General features: G+C 66.7%; 18 protein-coding genes. 14 read left to right on the forward strand and 4 right to left on the reverse strand.

Annotated elements, in window-relative coordinates; translation table 11 throughout:
* Positions 1-73 precede the first annotated feature (73 nt).
* Together ACIQ7H_RS14385 and ACIQ7H_RS14390 are read right to left on the reverse strand one after the other, a co-directional pair.
* A complete protein-coding gene (locus ACIQ7H_RS14385; protein WP_395792659.1) occupies positions 74-730 on the reverse strand; it encodes a hypothetical protein in 657 nt (218 codons plus the stop codon).
* Between the two features lie 74 nt (positions 731-804).
* Complete coding sequence (locus ACIQ7H_RS14390) at positions 805-1614, reverse strand: hypothetical protein (protein ID WP_395792661.1); 810 nt, start codon at positions 1612-1614, stop codon at positions 805-807.
* A gap of 186 nt (positions 1615-1800) precedes the next feature.
* Here ACIQ7H_RS14390 and ACIQ7H_RS14395 point away from each other — a divergent pair, with 186 nt between their 5' ends.
* From ACIQ7H_RS14395 to ACIQ7H_RS14430, 8 genes are all read left to right on the forward strand, one after another.
* Entirely contained in the window at positions 1801-2811 is a 1011-nt protein-coding gene (locus ACIQ7H_RS14395; RefSeq protein WP_395792663.1) for an integron integrase, read from the forward strand.
* Positions 2812-2919: 108 nt separating this feature from the next.
* On the forward strand, positions 2920-3630 hold the full coding sequence (locus tag ACIQ7H_RS14400) for a pseudouridine synthase (RefSeq protein ID WP_395792665.1): 711 nt from the start codon (positions 2920-2922) through the stop codon (positions 3628-3630).
* Between the two features lie 84 nt (positions 3631-3714).
* Positions 3715-4035, forward strand: a complete 321-nt coding sequence (locus ACIQ7H_RS14405; RefSeq protein ID WP_395792667.1) for a hypothetical protein — start codon at positions 3715-3717, stop codon at positions 4033-4035.
* Complete coding sequence (locus ACIQ7H_RS14410; RefSeq protein ID WP_395792669.1) at positions 4028-4684, forward strand: hypothetical protein; 657 nt, start codon at positions 4028-4030, stop codon at positions 4682-4684. The genes ACIQ7H_RS14405 and ACIQ7H_RS14410 overlap by 8 nt, the downstream gene beginning before the upstream one ends.
* Positions 4677-5210, forward strand: a complete 534-nt coding sequence (locus tag ACIQ7H_RS14415; protein ID WP_395792671.1) for a hypothetical protein — start codon at positions 4677-4679, stop codon at positions 5208-5210. The genes ACIQ7H_RS14410 and ACIQ7H_RS14415 overlap by 8 nt, the downstream gene beginning before the upstream one ends.
* A gap of 15 nt (positions 5211-5225) precedes the next feature.
* The gene (locus ACIQ7H_RS14420) at positions 5226-5513 is read left to right on the forward strand and encodes a SemiSWEET family sugar transporter (RefSeq protein ID WP_395792673.1); all 288 of its coding nucleotides are present in this window, start codon (positions 5226-5228) and stop codon (positions 5511-5513) included.
* A gap of 117 nt (positions 5514-5630) precedes the next feature.
* Positions 5631-7577: a M48 family metalloprotease gene (locus ACIQ7H_RS14425; RefSeq protein ID WP_395792675.1), complete on the forward strand. Its 1947-nt coding sequence runs from the start codon at positions 5631-5633 to the stop codon at positions 7575-7577.
* 169 nt (positions 7578-7746) lie between these two features.
* The gene (locus ACIQ7H_RS14430) at positions 7747-8502 is read left to right on the forward strand and encodes a hypothetical protein (protein ID WP_395792677.1); all 756 of its coding nucleotides are present in this window, start codon (positions 7747-7749) and stop codon (positions 8500-8502) included.
* A 265-nt stretch (positions 8503-8767) separates the two neighbouring features.
* Here ACIQ7H_RS14430 and ACIQ7H_RS14435 read toward each other — a convergent pair whose 3' ends face one another.
* Positions 8768-10519 carry a DUF2207 domain-containing protein gene (locus ACIQ7H_RS14435; RefSeq protein ID WP_395792679.1) on the reverse strand — a complete coding sequence of 584 codons (1752 nt, stop codon included), beginning with the start codon at positions 10517-10519 and terminating at the stop codon, positions 8768-8770.
* Complete coding sequence (locus ACIQ7H_RS14440) at positions 10516-11067, reverse strand: LemA family protein (protein WP_395792681.1); 552 nt, start codon at positions 11065-11067, stop codon at positions 10516-10518. Before ACIQ7H_RS14440 ends, ACIQ7H_RS14435 begins: the two co-directional genes overlap by 4 nt.
* Before the next feature lie 234 nt (positions 11068-11301).
* On the opposite strand from ACIQ7H_RS14440, the gene ACIQ7H_RS14445 reads away from it, so the two are divergent.
* From ACIQ7H_RS14445 to ACIQ7H_RS14470, 6 genes are all read left to right on the forward strand, one after another.
* Positions 11302-11613 (forward strand): hypothetical protein, encoded by a 312-nt coding sequence (locus ACIQ7H_RS14445; protein WP_395792683.1) that lies wholly within the window; start codon positions 11302-11304, stop codon positions 11611-11613.
* A 23-nt stretch (positions 11614-11636) separates the two neighbouring features.
* A complete protein-coding gene (locus tag ACIQ7H_RS14450) occupies positions 11637-12194 on the forward strand; it encodes a DUF3228 family protein (protein WP_395792739.1) in 558 nt (185 codons plus the stop codon).
* A 643-nt stretch (positions 12195-12837) separates the two neighbouring features.
* On the forward strand, positions 12838-14787 hold the full coding sequence (locus ACIQ7H_RS14455; RefSeq protein WP_395792685.1) for a TonB-dependent receptor plug domain-containing protein: 1950 nt from the start codon (positions 12838-12840) through the stop codon (positions 14785-14787).
* Positions 14788-14831: 44 nt separating this feature from the next.
* A complete protein-coding gene (locus ACIQ7H_RS14460) occupies positions 14832-15542 on the forward strand; it encodes a VTT domain-containing protein (protein ID WP_395792687.1) in 711 nt (236 codons plus the stop codon).
* The gene (locus ACIQ7H_RS14465) at positions 15532-15921 is read left to right on the forward strand and encodes a VOC family protein (RefSeq protein ID WP_395792689.1); all 390 of its coding nucleotides are present in this window, start codon (positions 15532-15534) and stop codon (positions 15919-15921) included. Before ACIQ7H_RS14460 ends, ACIQ7H_RS14465 begins: the two co-directional genes overlap by 11 nt.
* 40 nt (positions 15922-15961) lie before the next feature.
* Positions 15962-17848 carry a hypothetical protein gene (locus ACIQ7H_RS14470; protein ID WP_395792691.1) on the forward strand — a complete coding sequence of 629 codons (1887 nt, stop codon included), beginning with the start codon at positions 15962-15964 and terminating at the stop codon, positions 17846-17848.
* Positions 17849-17859 lie beyond the last annotated feature (11 nt).

A 17859-nucleotide genomic window follows, 5' to 3' on the forward strand; every position in this document is an offset into this window, starting at 1 on the left:
CGAGCGCACATGCGCTTGCCAACCCCACATCGCTGAACACCGCATCGCACCACTCCTCCGTTTGGAATGGTTGTCAGGGTCGGCGTGATGAGGTCACGGCGGTAGGTGGGGTGGGCGGACGCTTACGTATCGGCGGATTTCCGTCCAGTCTTTGTGGCTCTCCAAGGTGCCAGTTCACCGAGCCGTGGAGCTTGGAAATGGTAATGGCGTTTTCGTCCGATCGGTCGTACGTGTACGGTTTGCCGATGGCTAGAAGGGCGGCTTCAAGCAGTCCGTCCCAGTTGAATGAGATCACGAAGTCTCTCGGTTGCAGTTGAGCCGCGAACTCTAGGTATAGGCTTGGGACGGAGCTTGGCTTGGGAGTCCTCGCAACGATGGTCTTCGCTAGGTAGTACCGAAGGGCCAACTTCTCGCGGCTCCCGTTCTGATTCCACCGCTCGCCGCCGCCATACTCTCGTAGCTCAATGAATTCAAGGAACGTGCAGAGTTCTGAGAAGTTCAAATGATCAACGTTGAGACTGCCGGACTCCTGGCCAATCGATTCCATCGCGTAGTTCTCGACGCGGCTGTAGATCCCCGGGCATTCAAGTGAGAAGAGGTGTAGGGCCTCTTTCAGCAATTCGTTCGTCAATGGCACTCCCGCGGCGGCTGAGAAGCCCGCACCCAGGATGAACACCCGATTCGCCCTGATCGACTCGCGGAAATCGCTACGGTCGGCAGTGGTAGTCATTTCAGGCGCCTAACTGTTGAGCTAAGCGGCAGCATCAATCGCGAAGCGATTGATCTGTCCGCTTGAGCGAAATGTTAGGCATCAGATTTTCCCGCCGCCGCCTTGAGCGCTGCAATTGCCTTGGATGCAGACTTTAGCTTCTCCATTCTCTCCCGCTGCTCAAGTAAGCCATCGAGGATCAACTCAATAGCCAGCCTCACCACCGGGAAAGCACTCAAGCAATCTGCCTCGCTAAGAGTGTGGACGCCAACGCTTAGCACACCATAAAGAGCCTTGTTCTCCACAAGGAAGTCCGGCAAGTGCCCCTTGAGCATGACAATCTTCTCGACCATGCGAGCGGAGGCGTATTGATCGTTGTCCCAATCCGGTTGCTTCGAAGCCTCGACACGCGCCTCTTCAATCAAGGACTCAAAGATTCGCCGGAGATAAACGAATGCGCCAACGCCCACGCCATGCGTGGCAAGCCCGATAGCTCGTGCCAACTCCTTGTAGCGCTCGTCACCGAGGACTGCGCGATACTTCTTTAGGTCTGGCATCGCCAGATCAGCCAGAGAGGGAATCTGACCAATTTTCTGGATCGTCCCGCGATGAGCACGGAAGATGAAGAGCGCTTGATGTTGGCTGTCTCGGGAGCAGCGGAAGAAGAGTGAGAAAATGTAGTTCGTGTAGCGAGAACTAGTCGCGTACGAGTTCTTCTTTACGGCGAAGACGCTGTGTTGCCCACATTCTGGGCAGTGCATGTCCAGCGTTCCTTCGAACTGCTCTACCGCAAAGAAGCCATTGTTCTTGTCGTCGTCGTACTCGAACCGCTCGTAGAGCGGAACAGAAAGACAGAACTCCTTTACGGACGGAAGTGCTGGGATGACTTTCTTGGCAATCGCCACGAAACCTCCAATCTGATGCCTAACTTGTACTTATGCCCCGGCTCCGGGCGGTAAGCCGGATTGTTCAGGTAGGCGGGCGCGGCTGTCAATCAGATTTTTCTTACGAAGATTCAAGCACTTCTCCGGCTTTCACGCATCCGGACAGGGTCCAGGCTGAGGGATAACACACTTCGGATCCGAGCACTTATGCCTTATACCCCCGATTCCGCGGTATATCCCAGCCCCGGCGCGGCTCCAGCGCCGCGGCTGATGGACGAGGTTCGTCGGGTGCTGCGGCTGAAGCACTACAGCCACGCCACCGAGAAGGCCTATCTCGGCTGGATCCGTCGCTTCATCCTGTTTCACGGCAAGCGCCATCCGCGGGAGATGGGCGGTGCGGAGGTGGAGGAATTTCTTTCCGCGCTGGCCGTGCAGGGCCAAGTGGCCGCCAGCACGCAGAACCAGGCGCTGGCGGCCTTGTTGTTTCTGTATCGGCAGGTGCTGCTGGTCGAACTGCCCTGGCTTGATGGGGTAGTCCGCGCACGCAAGCCCAGGCGGCTTCCGGTGGTGCTGTCGGTGGCCGAAGTGCAGACACTGCTCGCCTGCATGGACGGGCGTGTCGGCTTGGTCGCGCGCCTGCTGTACGGCACAGGAATGCGTTTGATGGAGGGTTTGCGCTTGCGGGTCAAGGATCTGGATTTCGCGCGCAACGAGATCATCGTCCGCGAAGGCAAGGGCGGCAAGGACCGGCGCACCGTGCTTCCGCAAAGCCTGGTGGCCGGCTTGAAAGCCGAGATCGAGCGGGCGCGGGTGCTGCACGGCCTTGACCTTGCGGACGGCCGCGGCCAGGCCCGATTGCCACATGCACTGGCGCGCAAATACGTGAGCGCCGCCAGCGAGTTCGGCTGGCAGTTCGTTTTCGCATCGGTGCAGTGTTCCCGCGATCCGCTGGACGGCGTGATGCGGCGCCATCATTTGGATGATTCGATGCTGGCCCGCGCGCTTCGGCGTGCGCGTCACCAAGCCGGCATCGACAAGCCGGTGACCGCGCACACGCTGCGGCACTGCTTTGCGACCCACCTGCTGGAGAGCGGGTATGACATCCGCACCGTGCAAGAGCTGCTGGGCCACAGTGATGTCGCCACTACCCAGATCTACACGCACGTTCTCAATCGCGGCGGCTCGGCGGTACTCAGCCCGCTCGACCGACGCGCTTGAAACTGAAGGGCCGGCGCGGTGCGCAAAGCCCTCGCCATCGCCAACCCGCGCCCCACCTGCGATCATGGCGACCCTTTGCCGAACCCTGCGGTCCTGGCCGCTTTCTCTATGCGCCTCAACAAACACATCGCCGACACCGGCTACTGCTCGCGCCGCGAGGCTGATCGTCTGATTGCTGCCGGGCGCGTCAGCGTGGGTGGCAAGCGCGGCGGTATCGGGACGGAGGTCGAGGACGGCGATGAAGTGCTGCTCGATGGCCTGCCGTTGCCGAAGCGGGTCGAGAAGAAGGGCCGCAAGCACATCTATATCGCGCTGAACAAGCCGGTGGGCATCACCTGCACCACCGACACCGAGGTCGGCGGCAATATCATCGATTTCGTCGGCCACGAGCAGCGCATCTTTCCGATCGGCCGGCTCGACAAGGACAGCGAGGGCTTGATCCTGCTGACCAGCAACGGCGACATCGTCAACGAGATCCTGCGTGCCGAGAACCGCCATGAGAAGGAATACATGGTCGGGGTCAACAACGCGGTGACGCCCGAGTTCCTGTTCGGCATGGCCAAGGGCGTGCGCATCCGCGGCGAGATGACCCTGCCCTGCCGCACCGCGCGGCTGGCCAAGTTCGGTTTCCGCATCACCCTGACCCAGGGCATGAACCGGCAGATCCGCCTGATGGCGGCGGCCTTCGGCTACCGGGTCAAGCAGCTGCGCCGGGTGCGCATCGACAACATCAAGCTCGGCGCGCTGAAAGTCGGCCAGTGGCGCAACCTGACCGACGCCGAGCTGCGCGGGCTGATTCCGGGGCGTACGGATTGGTGAGCATCGCGGCACCGGCGTGAGGCAAACACGGCGGAGGCCTGCTAGATTGATTCAGGCGTTCGAAGGCCGCTACCGAGGTGCAGCGTGAGCAAGATTGATCTCCAGGACATGACACCCGGAGAGCTGGACGAGCTGATCGCCCAGGCGGCAGCCACCAAGCGCAAGAAGGAGCACGGGGCCAAAGCCGGTCGCGTTCGACGTACGGCGGCGGCGGACGCGACGAGGGCGGCGGCGAAGACGCAGCGGGAGCGCACCGTTTTTGCCAAGGGCGCGACCAGCACAGGCGCCAACAGGGTTCGCAGCAAAACGATTGATGGCTACGTGGTGTTTGCCTCGCCGATGCAGGGCACGCACGTAAGCGCCGACCTGATCCGCAAGGCGCTGCAAGGCGCTAAAGGTGGCTGAGGCGCTGGCGTCGGCGGAGCTTCCGCCCGAGCTGAGCGTTTTCGTCAATTGTCCGTTCGACGACACTTATCTGCCGCTGCTGCGAGCGATGGTCTTCACCATCCACGATTGCGGCTTCATCGCTCGCTTGGCGATCGAGGACGCAGGTTCCGGTGAAACGCGTATCGACAAGATCGCCCGGATCGTCGAGAGCTCACGGCTCTCCATCCACGACATCAGCCGGGTTGAGCTGAGCGCGGGCTCGCAGCTGCCGAGGTTCAACATGCCGTTCGAGTGCGGCTTGGCCTGGGGCCGCATGCTGTTCGGGCGGTCCGACCTGCAGCGCGACCTGCTGCTGCTCGATTCGAAGCTGTATCAGGACAAGCAGACGCTGAGCGACCTCGCTGGCCAAGACCCCAGTTACCACGGCAACGACCCGCACAGCATGATCAGCAAAATTCGCCACTTTCTGGCGAAGAAGAAGCCCGCAGGCGAGAAGACCCGCGGCGGCGCTGCCATCGTCCGACGCTTCGCTGCGTTCGAAACCAAGCTGCCCGAGCTGTGCGCGAGCGTGGATATCTCGATGGATGAGATCCACCGCTTCGACTACCTCGGCGAATGGATGGTGGCCATGTCCGAGTGGCTGCTTGAGCCCGGCACCCATGCATAAACAGCGCATCGCCATCGACATGGACGAGGTGGTGGCCGACTCGCTCGGCCGCTTTCTGGCGTTCTACGAGCGCGACTTCGGCATCAAAGTGGATCGCGTATCGCTGCGCGGCCGGCATCTGTTCGAGGCGGTGCCGGAGGCGCACCGCGAAGTGGTGCGTGCGTATCCGCGCGAGGCCGGGTTTTTCCACGATCTCGACGTGATCGACGGCAGCCAGGCGGTGGTGCGCGAACTCAGCGAGCGCTACGAGATCTTCTTCGCCACCGCGGCGATGGAGTACCCGAACTCGTTCCAGCCCAAGTACGAGTGGCTGCATGCGCACTTCTCATTTGTGCACTGGCGCAACTTCATCTACTGCGGCGACAAGTCGGCGGTGTGTGCTGATTTTCTGATCGACGACCACGCGCGCAATTTCATCGGTTTCCGCGGCAAGGGCCTGTTGTTCAGCGCCCCGCACAACCTGCTCGATACCGCCCACACGCGCCTGCAGAACTGGCGCGAAGTGCGCGAGTTCTTCAGCGCCTGACACCCGAGGAACTCAATGGACACCATCACCCTTGTCGGGCTGGCCGCAGCGGCCTGCACCACCGTCGCCTTTGTTCCGCAGATCATCCGCAACCACCGGCGGCGCTCGGCGGGCGATCTGTCGATGATCTCGTTCAGCGTGTTCACTGCCGGCGTGGTGCTGTGGCTGGTGTACGGGCTGATCATCGACAACCTGCCGATCATCGTCGCCAACGTGCTGACCCTGGGCGTGAACCTGATCAACCTCGGGCAGATGCTGTGGTATCGGCGCCACCCGAGTACAGCCGCCAGCAGTACCGGCTGAGCCTGTCGTCTGGCAGCAGCGAATCGGCGCGACCGCATCGGCACGCCGCCCCATCGACCGGACCCCGGCCGATGCTGCACAGTGGCGGCCACCGCTGATCGCCCGCCTGGGGGCCCCGTGAAGTTCTTCGATGCGCAGCGCCGCGAGGCGCGCAACCGCTGGCTGTGGCGCTGCGGCTATGTGCTGGCGATTCTCGCCACCCAGCTCAGCGTGGCCACGCTGGCGGTGCTGCTGGCGCAGCTGTTCACCCGCGACGGCGGCGTGTTGACCAGCGTGTTCGTGTTCACCCTGCTCGGCCTGGGGGTGGTGATCGGGCTGAGCCTGTGGCGGCATCCGCTGGCGCGGCTGTCGGGCGCGCAGATGGCGCTGGAACTCGGCGGCGAGCCGCTGCGGGGCAGCAATCTTGAGCGCACCCAGCTGTTGAACGTCAGCGCGGAGATGGCGGTCAGCGCGCGGATTCCGGCGCCGTCGATCTATGTGCTGGAAGAGGTCAGCTCGGTCAACGGGCTGGCGATCGGGCGCACCGCCGCCGATTCGGTGGTGCTGATCAGCGCCGGCAGTTTTGTTCACCTGCAGCGAGACGAGCTGCAGGCACTGGTGGCCTGGTGCATCGGCCGCATCCGCGCGGGCGAAAGCGCCATCGACACCTCCCTGCTCGGCCTGCAGCACGCGTTGCTGGCGCCGTTCGCGCTGTGCGTGCGCGCGTTTCGATGGATACGCAGAACGGCCGGCAGCATCCCGCTCGGCTACACCCGTCGCGGTACGAGTGTCGATGCCAGCGCCTTCGGCATGCTGATCGGCCTGCCGGCCCTGCTGGGGGCCGGAGTCAGCGGGCTGGGCTACGTGTTCGCAACGGTGCTGCAGGCCGCGGCCATGCGCCGCGGCATGTTCAAGGCCGACGCGGCGGTGATCGAGCTGACCCGCAGCCGCGAGCCGCTGCTGAGCCTGCTGCTGAAACTGCCGGACGACTATCGCCTGAGCCGGATGGGCATCGAGCTCAGCGAGGAACTCACCCATCTGTGCTTCGCACCCTCGGGCTGGACGGCGCGGATGTTCCTGGAGAGCCACCCGTCTGCCGCACGCCGCATCGCGCGCTTCGACGCGGGCGTCGACCTCGATGCATTGCGCAAGGCGCCCAAGCGGCGCGTGCACGAAGCGCCCGTCGCCTGGGCCGATCCGGAAGCCCAGCGCCTGGGCCTGGTGGTAACGCCGCAGCATCCCGGTTGGCAGGCCTTGGTCGGCACGCTGGCGACTGCTGAAGGCGCGCCCGCAGCGCCGCTGCCTGATCCACAGCAGCAGCCGGGCGCGGCCTGCGCGCTGTTGTTCGCCCTGTTCGAAACGCCGCTGCGTGAGGACGGCCTGCGGCAGCGGCTGCAGGCGAACCGGGACCTGTGCGCGAATGCGGGGTCTGATGCTGAGAAGACCGATATCGCGAAGACCGATACGGCCGTGATCGACGCGGCACAACTGATCGCCGCCGTGCAGCCGCTGTCACCGCGCCAGCGTATCGAGCTGGTCGAATCCTGCGCCGCCGCGCTGGCGCTGCAGCCCACCGAACAAGGCGAGCGACTGCTGCGGGCGGTGCAGCGGCAGGTGTTCGCCGATGGCCGCATCGAGCTGCTGGAATGGGCGCAGTGGAACTGCCTGGAGACCATCCTGAAACCCGCGCAGAGAACCCAGCGACGCCCTGGCCAGCACAGCCTGCAGCAGCGTGCGGCCGACATCCGCCAGCTGCTGCTGTGGATGGTCCGCCGCAGCGGTGCCAGCGATGCCGCCGCGCTGCAGCTGCTGCGCCGACACGAGACCGCGCTGTGGCTGGATGTGGACGATGTTCTGCCAGCCAACGAACTGCAGCTGTTCGACACCGTGATCGAGCGGCTGGACCAGCTGCAGCCGACTGCGCAGCGTCAGCTGCTGGATCAACTGCAGTCGATCGCCGAGCACGACGGCCGCTGCAGCGATGAGGAATGGCTGCTGCTGCGCGGGCTGTCGGCAGCCTGGGCATGCCCGCTGAAACCGACAACACGCGAGGCCGCCATCGGCACGCTCGAACTGGCGCCCTGACAGCCCCCTTGAAGCACGGCCGCGCGAGCGGCGGGTGCCGTTTCCACCCCGGGGGCTTGCAACATAGGGGCGATAGCAACGGCCAGCCGGATTGGCGCCAGAGTCGAACAGCCAGAGGCACGATGTGCTGGGGCTAGACTGACCGCCCTATCCTCGCACTGGAGCTCCCATGTCTTCGATCGCCGTGCTGGCGCTGGCCGCACTTGCCGGCAGCGCCAGCGACTGTGCCAGTACCGCCGCCTGCAATCGTGTGGGCAGTGATGCCTTGAGCGCCGGCCAGTTCGATGCCGCGCGGCAAGCCTTCGAGCGCCAGGTCGACTTCGCCGAAACCGCGCTGAAGGGTGCAGACGAAGGGGCGGATTCAGAACGTTTGGCTGCGGCCCGCCAGATCGCCCTGAACAACGCCGGCTTGGCCGCGCTCCGCGCTGGCGACTGCCTGCGAGCGCGCGCCTGGCTGGAGGTCGCCGACGCGGGGCACAAGGCGACCCAGGCCAACCGTCGACAGCTGCAACAGCGCTGTGCGCAGGCGTTCGCTGGCAGCCCACAGACGGGCGAGTTCTGGCAGTACGCCGGCCACGGCGCCTGGAACTCGATCAGCATTCGTCCGACCGGCGATGAAACTCTGCGGCTGGATGCGTTCTGGATGCGGATCGGGCGCGGCCCCCTGCAGGAGTACGGCCCGGCCGCCATGGGCGAGTTGGAGCAGGTCTTCCTGCAGCTTGAAGGCAATGCCGCGCAGGGCCCCTTCGAGGGCAATGATCCGGACGTCGAGTGCCAGCTGCAGCTGCGCTATCTGCCCGAGGGGTTTGAGGTGAGCCACACCGACGACGAGCACTGCCGCACCGGCGGCGCAGGTGCGGTGCTGCAGGGCCGCTATTGGCTTGTCGGAGATCCGGCACCGTTGAGCGAAGACGAGGATCTTTGAGCGTCAGTGCCGGAGGCTGAGGGCTGCGCCACGTGCCCGGCGGGGCGTGCGGGCCTGTGGCGCGCAGCGGCGCTCGACGAGCGGAGTGATGGCTGCGATGCGGGAGGTCGTGAGGCGTGCGGAACTTCGGCCGGCGAACTCCGGCGAGGCTCGACTCACGGCTTCCGTGTCGCTGCTTCGTGGTTGCTCCGTGTGCGCCGCTGCACCTGTGGCTCAGTGCCAAGCTGCGCCAAGCGAACACCCGCAGGCGCGCACCTGCGACGACCTAGCGCCCGCCGCCACCGCCGCCGCCTCCACCGCCACCGGAGGAACCTCCGCCACCGCCGCCCGAGCTGCTGCCCGGCGGGCTGCTCGACGAGGCGATTGAACTGTTCAGGCCGCTGCCTACCGCCTTGGCCAGGCTGCCGATGTCGTTGAAGCCTCCGCCGCGATACCAGCTGATGGCGCCGGTGGCCGCGGCCGCTGCGGCGGCACCGACGGCGAGGGTGAACTTGCTGGACCAGGCCTCTTCCACGTCCAGCGCGATCGCATACGGCAGCAACGCCTCGTACCGCGCGGCGTCGAGCTGCGGGATCTCGCCCGGCCCACGCACCGCCGCCAGCTCGTCGCGCTCGGCCACGCTGAGGTAGAGCTTGAGGCCCTCGATCTCATCGAGCAGCTTGCGGCCCTCAGCGGTGGGCGCCTTCACCAGCCAGGCGAACGCGAACACGGCCACCGCCATCAGCACGCACTCCGCGATGATCGCGGCCTCGGCATGCCCGCCAGAGCTTGCAAACGCCAGCACGCCGCCGAGCACGGCAATGAGTGCCGCAATCCCTGCACTGCCGAGGTTGGCGTGGAAGTGGCTGCCGTGCAGGCGCTTGTGCAGGACCTTCAGATGCGCGGCCATCGCGGCCTGCATCTGCTGCGCGGTCTGCTTGCTCTTGGTCAGCTCGATACGCGCACCCGGCGTCGGCAGCAGGCTGCCCAGCAGTGCGGATTGAGTGGCGTGCAGCCGCTCCACGGCGACGCCCGGCAGGCGCCCGATCTGCCAGTGCTCACCGAACAACAGACCTTTGCTGCGCTCGACCTCCACCGCACCGGCCACCGCGCCGGCCAGCAGATCTGCGGTCAGACAGCGGGTGTCGTAACTCATCCGACGCAGGTAGCGCAGTTCGGCCGCTGAACGCCCGGCGGGCGGTTCGTAGCGGGCGAAGATCACCCCGGCCGCCGGATCGCGCCCCACCGCGTGCCAGCGCATCGCGCAGTACACGAGCAGCAGCACCAGCGCCGCCAGCGCGACCAGCAGTCCTCGATTGTCGGCCAGCAACCAGCCCAATCGCTGGCTGCGCGTGGGCTCGGTGACCAAGCCCTTCGGAAAGCCAAGCACGATGGTCAGGCCCTCGCCGGCCTGCAGCGGCTGGGTCAGCGTCCAATCCGCACGCCCGGGCGACACCACCTCGGCGCGAAAGCCACGGCCCTGCGCACCCTGCGGACCGGTGTAGCCGTCGAGCTGCAGATCGGCTGCGGCCACATCGGCCGGCAGCCGCACCTGCACCTGTGCGGTATCGATCGGAAACGCCCAACCGGTGCCGATGGCGTTCCAGTACAGCTCGTCGTGCTCGGCGAAGAATCCGAGCTGACGGGTGGTGCGGTAGCGCAGGCTGAAGCGGAACTCGCGCGGCAGGTCGGGCAGGAACTCATCGCTGCCGGTATTGATGCGCACGCCGTTGTCCATCGGCTCGGTGAACCAGGGCTCGGGCTGGCCGTCGCGCTGAAGCTCGAGCACTTCGAGTTCAACCACCACCGCATTGCCGAAGCGATCGCGATAGCGGGTCGGGAAATCGCGGTAGATGCCGCGCCGGATCTGCTGGCCTTCGGCGCGCACGGTGATGTGCTCAACGACATCGATCGCGCCGTCTGCCTGCACCTGCACCTCGACCCGGTAGTCGCGGATGCGCTCCTGCGCGCTCGCTGCGGCGCTGATCAGCAGCAGCAGAAGGCTCAGCAGCACTTTCACCGCACGCAGCGCACTCATGGCAGCTGCACCTGCGCCGCGGCGCGCTCGCTGTCGCGCGCCTGGTAGAACTCGGCATCGATGAACCCACCGGCACGCGCCACCAGTAAATCAGGCACCCGCTGCACGGCATCGTTGTAGTCGCGCACCGCGCCGTTGTAGAAGCGCCGCGCCATCTGCAGGTGGTCTTCGATCTGAACCAGATCGCGCTGCAGGGCGAGGAAATTCTCACTCACGCGCAGCTCGGGGTAGGCCTCGCGCAGGGCGAACAAGCGGCCGATCGCCTGCTCCAGCTGCAGTTCCACCGCGCCCAGTGCGGCCGGGCTGGACAACGCCAGCGCCTGCGCACGCAGTTCGGTGACCCGACTCAGCGTGGCCTGCTCGTGCTGCGCGGCCGCCTGCACGGTGCTGACCAGCTGCGGCACCAGATCGTGTCGACGGGTCAGCTGCACATCGATATCGGCCCAGGCCGTGCGCGTCTGATTGCGCAGGCGGATCAGGCGGTTGTAGGCGATCAGCGCCCACAGCGGCGGTGCCAGCAGCAGGATCAGCAGAATCAACCAGGTCAAGGGTGTGTCCTCGCAGGATGTGCGTGCAGTCGGGGCACAGGATGCTGCCTGACAGGCGCCGTGACTAGCGAAGGCCCGTCGATGTCCGCTTGGCGGCTGGAGATGAGGCAGCGGAGCCTTGCCTGCGCACCGCCATGGGTTCGGCGTGTGCGCCTTTTGAATCGTCGGGGCTTGGTGTAGCGTGCCGCGCGGCGCCACGCGCCGCCGCAATTTGACCACTGCATGGGATTCGCGATGGACCTTTGCCGCATTTCTTCCGGTTTGAACTCGTTGCCGCATGCGCGGGCCTCGCATCAGCTGCTGACGAACAGTCGAGAGTTCGCCGACGTCGACATCCACACGCAGGCGCCCGGCCCCGGCGGCGATGACATCACCCTGCATGCCAGCGTGCGACAGCTCGATACCGCTGTGGATCGCGCTTTGGTCCCAGTGCTGCGCTTCCACGAGGGCGGCTGCATGAAGACCCTTGCCATGGTCGAAGCAGACGACGATGCGCAGTACTGCGGCCGCGTGCTGCAGGTCGCCGCGGGAGTCAGGCCGCGATGAGCCCTTCGTTGCAGAACTCCGCGATGTCGATCGCGCTGACGCCCTTCGCCCGCGCCCGCCTGTTCCCACGCGACCGGCGCGTCACCGCGATCCAGGACTGCACAGCCGAAGGCTTCATCGAGCACCTGAACACGCATGCGCCAGTGCAGGTGCTGGACGGCTATGCGCCGTTCTGCAAGCTGCACGTGCACCGCAACTGGACCTCGACCCGCTGCTCGGTGCTGCCGATCAGTGCCGACAACAGGCATCTTCTGCGCAGCGCCTACGAGGCCCGGACCAAGGAAGAACTGCCGGTGCTGGTGCGCTGGTTCGAGGGCATCGAGCCGCCGGTTGCGAACTATCTGCTGCCGATTCTCTACAACCGCGAACAGCTGGCGTTGGAGGACACGCCGATCGAGGCCGACTGGGGCGTGGTCGGCTGTCTGTACACGATGGAGCCAGCCGAGTTGCCGATGGTGCCGATCACCCTGCTGCGCAACGCGCTGGGCATCGCCGAGGGCGGTTCAGGCGTCGCCCTCGACCGCGCGGCGTATCGGCGCAGCGTGGCGTTCTGGGACGCGCACGCGAACTGGCGGCCGTAGGCGAAGGCCGGGCACGGCACAGAGTCGTCAGCCGCTCGGAAGCGTCAGTCCGGGCTGCTGGACGCATTGCCCCGACCCTCACCTGCGATACCGGCGCAGCAACTCGACGCCGCGAGCCCCTCTCCCAGTGGGAGAGGGGTTGGGGTGAGGGTTCGGGCAGGCCTCAGCCCCCAACAATGGCCGCAGGTTCAGCCGTCTCCACGGCAACTCGCCCGGATGCAGCTCGCATTCGCCGCTTCACAGTCCAAGCCGACCAAACGCTTCGGCAGTGCACTCTCTCGCGTGAGCCGGTGTCGCTTGAGCGCGCGGCCAAAGGCTTTGCATCGCTGAGATCGCGGGTGGCCCAGCTCGTAGTGGAGGTACGCGAACATTCTTGCAGCACCACGCGTTTGGCCTGTGCTCCGCTCCACCCCAGCCGTTCGCTGTCAGATCTGACAGCTGCGCCTGAACAGCCGCTCCGACAGCATGTCGGTCTTCTCCCGCCAGTCGGGGTGAAGCCAGTCACGGCGCTGATCGGATTAGGATTCGCCCCTGCCCTGAAGCGGCCGCGGGCCGCCTTCGACCGCTTGCACCGTGATCGCCATTCGGGGTGAGCACGTCTATGCGGCGAGACTTGAATCGGCATCGAAGCAGCCGTGGCGCCATGCGCGCGGTGCGTCTGTGCTCGCTATGCAGTCTGGCGGCCCGGTTCGCCCTTGCTGTATCGATCAGCGCGGTAACGGCTGCACCGCCGGTTTCCGCGGCCTCGTCGGCCGAGATGCTGGACGAAGTGCAGGTCACCGCCACCGCGCTGCCGACCACCGCCGCGGCCGCCACCCAGCACGTCAGCGTGCTGCGGCGTGAAGACCTGGATGCCCTGCGCGGGCAAAGCCTGGCGGAGGTACTCTCGCGCCAGGCCGGCCTCGTGATCGATCGCGGCGGGCGCAGCGGCGGTTACGGCGCGCTGTATCTGCGCGGTGCCGATCCGAGTCATGTGGTGGTGCTGATCGACCATGTGCGGCAGAACGATCCGCTGTCCTCGCGCGGCAGCGCGGTCGATCTCAACACTCTGACGCTGGACGACATCGAACGCATCGAGATCGTGCGCGGCAATGCCAGCGTCGCCCATGCCGAGGCGATGGCCGGGCTGATCCATCTGTTCACCCGACGTGCCACTGCGGGCGCCAGTGCCGGCGTGGCGGCTGGCGGCGATGGCCTGCGCGGGGCGCATGCGCGCATCGGTGGCGGCGGCTGGCGGATCGGTGCCAGCGATCGCGAAGACGGCGACGATGCGGGTGGCTTGCAGCAGACGCGCGCCGCCAACCTCGGCTGGGAACACGCGCAGGCTCAGCGCTGGTCACTGCGTGCCACCGCGCGCTTCGCCGACAGCGATCAGCGCGGCTTTCCGGACGACAGCGGCGGTGCGCGCTTCGCCGAACTGCGCGAGCTGCAGCTGCGCCACGACCAGACCCGCCAGCAATCGCTGCGTGGGGAGTATCGCCTGGCCGCCGGCACGTTCGAGCTGCAGGCCGCCCGCTTCAGCCGCGACAGCGAGGACGCCTCGCCGGGTGTGGCGCCCGGGCTGCGCGATCCGTTCGGCCTGCCGGCGCTCAGCGCGGACAGCGACTACCGTCGCGACGAGTCGCAAGCCAGTTGGCAGGGCGAACTCGGCAGCGCATGGCAGCTGGGCTTGGGCGCGCAGCATCAGCACGAGCGCGGCCGCTCTGCGGGTCGCATCGACTTCGGTGCCTTCGTGCTGCCGACCGCCTTTGCGCTCAGCCGACGCAGCGACAGCGTGTTTGCCGAACTGCGCTGGGCGAATGCGGGCTGGACGCTGCAGGGTGGCCTGCGCCATGAGCGGTGGCGCGACGATGGCGAGCACCGTTCCGGCTCTGAACACTCCAGTACCGGGCGCGACAGCGCGACCCATCCGATGCTGTCGCTGCAGCACCTGCTGCCGGGCGAGCGCGGCCACTGGGGCGCCTCGCTGGCGCAGAGCTCGAAGGCGCCGAGCTTCTACGCGCTCGGCCATCCGCTGGTCGGCAACCCGGCGCTGCGCAGCGAGCGTGCGCGCCACCGCGAGCTGTACTACGCCAGCGCGGCCGACGCCGTCTGGCCCAGCCGGCTCACGCTGTTCAGCGCGCGCTACCGCGATCTGATCGACTTCGACAGCGGGCCGCCGCCGCAGTTGGTCAATCGCGAACGTATCGAAGCCGATGGCCTTGAGTGGCGCAGCGAGCGACGCCTCCCGCAGGACTGGCGTCTGCAGCTCGACGGCAGCTGGATGCGGGTGCGCAATCCGGCCGACGGCAGTGCGCTGCGCTACCGGCCGCGGCTGCAGGCCGGCGCGGGGCTGCGCATACCGCTGCGCGCCGAGCGCGAGCTGATCCTGGGCCTGCGCCACCTCGGCCGCCGCTTCGATTCCTCGATTCCCACCGGCGACCGCTGGCTGGACGCTTCCACACTAGTCGATGTCGGCCTGCGCCAGCAGCTCGGCGCGTTCGAACTTCTGCTGGCGGTGGACAACCTCGCCAATGCGCGCGAGGAAGAAGCCATCGGCGTGTTGATGCCCGGCCGCCGCCTGCGGCTTTCTCTGCAGTGGCAGACGCCGTGAGCAGCGTCGCGCCGCCCCCGCGCATGCTCGCGCCGTGGCTGCGGATGGCGAGCCTTATCTTCGCCCTGCTCGGCTGCATCCTGCTGCCGTTTGCACTGTCGGGCGAACGCTTCGATCAACAGGCGCCGGTGTGGCTGCAGGCACATCACGCGCCTACGGGTCTGGCCCTGCTCGGCCTGGCCGTGCTCGGCACCGCCTTGCTGGTGATCGATGTGGTGCTGCCGGTGCCGAGCAGCGTGGTGGCGGTCGCGCTGTGCTGGGGGCTCGGCCCGTGGCTGGGTGGCTTGTCCGTGGCGAGCGGCGTGTTCTTCGCCTTTGTCGTGGGCTATGGCTTGGGCCGCTTGTTGCCGGAATCACGACTGCGCGGCTGGATCGGGCCGCGCCTGTGGGACTCCACGCGAACGCAGGCACGCGAGCACGCCCTGTGGTGGATCGTGCTGGCGCGACCGCTGCCGGTGCTGGCCGAGCTGAGCGCGGTGCTGGCGGGCGTCTGGCGGGTGCCACCAGCGCGCGCGTTTGCGCATGCCGCCGCGGCCTCGATCGCGGTCGGCGCGCTGTACGGCGGCAGCGCCTGGGTCGGTGCGCAGGCGCCGTCGACCGTGCTGCTGGTGCTCGCGATGAGCGCCCTGCCGACGGCGCTGTGGGCGCTGCATCGACTGCTACTGCGGCGACTGCTGCCCGAACGCGACGTGCGCGGCACATCGCTGCCGCAGCGCCCGTCTGAAACGGCCGAGGAGAACCGCGATGCACGATGACTCGACGGATCACAACCGCCATCCGGCGCTGATGTTCGAGCTGATCACTCGCGATCAAGCCAAGCTCAAGGCCTTCTATGCCGCGGTGTTCGGCTGGACCTATGAGACCGGCGCCAGCGGCTTCGCCTATGTCCACTTCGGGCGCCAGCCGCGGGCCTTGCTGGGTGGCATTGGTCAGGCCCAGCCGAACACACCGGGCTTCGAGCCCGGCCACAACTTCTATCTGGAGGTCGACGACCTCGAGGCAACCATCACCGCCGCGGTGGCGGCCGGCGGCGAGCGCTTCGTCGAACCGGCCGCGGTCGACGGCTACCGCTTCGCGATGATCCGCGACCCCGAGCGCAACCCGATCGGCCTGATCACGAAGTTCCAGAGCTGAACCACCCAGCGTCCATACGTTCCCGCAAGGAGGGACCGCCATGAGCTATCTCGACCCGCTTCGACTGCACTTCGCCGGGCGCTTCCAGGCCAATGTGTCCACCGTCAACAACGACCCCGGCCACTTCGACAACGCCAGCTTCAAGCCCAGCTATCAGGACATGCAGACCCGCACCGCGATGAACGGCTGGTTCAACCCGCAGGGCGATGCCGCCTGGCGCCTGCTCGGGGTCAAGGTCAGCTCGGCCTGGACCGCAGCCGGTGCAGTCGACGCCAGCGATCCGGTGCTCGCCTGCATCGTCGCCGACAGCGACGGCCGGGTGCCCGCGAAACTGGTTGACCTCGACCCCGAGCAGCAGCTGGTCTCGGAGATCTGGGGTCTGCAGGTCCGCATTGCTCATGCCGACGGCAGCACCCTGCTGCTGGCCGACTTCGAACCTGCCGCGTTCATCGACATCTGGGACCGCGCGACCGTCTCCAGCGGCGGCGATGCCGATGCCGGTGCGATGTATCAATCGGTGCTGCGCAACCTGCGCTGGAGCGATGTGTCGGCCTCGCCTTTCCTGAGCGCACTGAAGGCCGCGGCCAGCGACGGTCTGCTGTCGATCAAGTTCAATGTCGACGGCTTCAATCTGAACTTCCAGTCGCCGGACTTCATGACCGGGCGCATCGTCGGCAGCATCGGCCCCGCCAGTGCCGACGAGCCACGGCACTTCGTGCTCGGGCGCCAGTTCATGGCGGCCGGCAACCCGTATGCGCTGCCGCCGGCCAACTTCTTCCAGCCGGTTGGCAATATCAATTTCTGCGTCGCTCGGGTGGACGCCGAAGCCAGCCTGCTCTACCTCGACCTCGGCAATGCGCTGCTGACCGGCGCGAACGGCAGCCTGCTCGATCTGGGCGATCTGCAGATCGAGGTGTTTGTCAGCAGCGCCGGCCGCGCGTTCAACATCGGCACCCTGCCCTCGCAGGGCGCCAGCGGCTACAGCAGTGATCCGGACTGGTATGCGCGCACCGCCGGCGTGGTGGTGCTGCCGATCGCACCGAAACTGCTGGCGCAGGTGCAGGCGAACCCGCTGTGTCTGTCGGCGCCGCTGGGGCGGATCAACGAGGTCGCCGAGGGCGGCTTTGTGCGCGCCGACACCTATGTGTTCCGCGCCAGCCCCGGTGACACCGTGACCATCGATGTGTACGCCAGCGTGTTCGGTCAACCGGCGGCCAACGCGGTGATCGACTTCGTACCGGATTCCTCGCAACTGCAGCCCGGCAATTTCATCGGCGGCGAGGTGCCGCCGGTGGCCACACCGCTCGCGGCGAGCGGCTTCGCCACCCTCGCCTCCAGTCTGACTGCCAGCACCGGCGCCAAGGGCCTCGCACAGCTGAGCCTGCGACCGACCGATCCGGGCACGCCGCGCTGGTTCGGCGGCGGCACGCGCTATGGGATCGACGGCCAGGTGTACGGCATCCGCGCCTCGCTGCAGAGCGGCGCCGACCAGGGTCCGGTGAACCCCTGGAACTTCATCAGCCTGCTGCTGTGGAGCGGCTACAAACAGCCAGCCACACCGACCTGGGCCGACGTGCAGCCGATCTTCCAACAGTACGCGAACCTCTACCCGGTGATGAACCGCTTCCTGGACATGGGCGATTTCGATTCTGTTCTGGCCCATACCCGGCTGCTCAGCCTGGCGTTCGGGCTGGATCCGGCCGATCCCAATGCGATGCCGGTCACCCGCGATCTGTCGCCGGCCAAACGCTCGACGATTCTGGCCTGGCTCGCAAAGCCGCTGCCCGCGCCAGCAACGAAAACCTCGGCGCCACCGCTTGCGGTTGCTGCGGCAGCCAAGGCGGACACCGAAGCCAGCCTTGATTCCGCAGCGCGCGGCGGCAAGGCCGCTGCCGCGGCGCGGCGCCTGGTGCTGCAGAACCCCTGAAGGAGAACCGA

It is taken from the genome of Aquimonas sp. (assembly GCF_044377145.1).
In the GTDB taxonomy this organism is placed as follows: Bacteria; Pseudomonadota; Gammaproteobacteria; order Xanthomonadales; family Xanthomonadaceae; genus Aquimonas.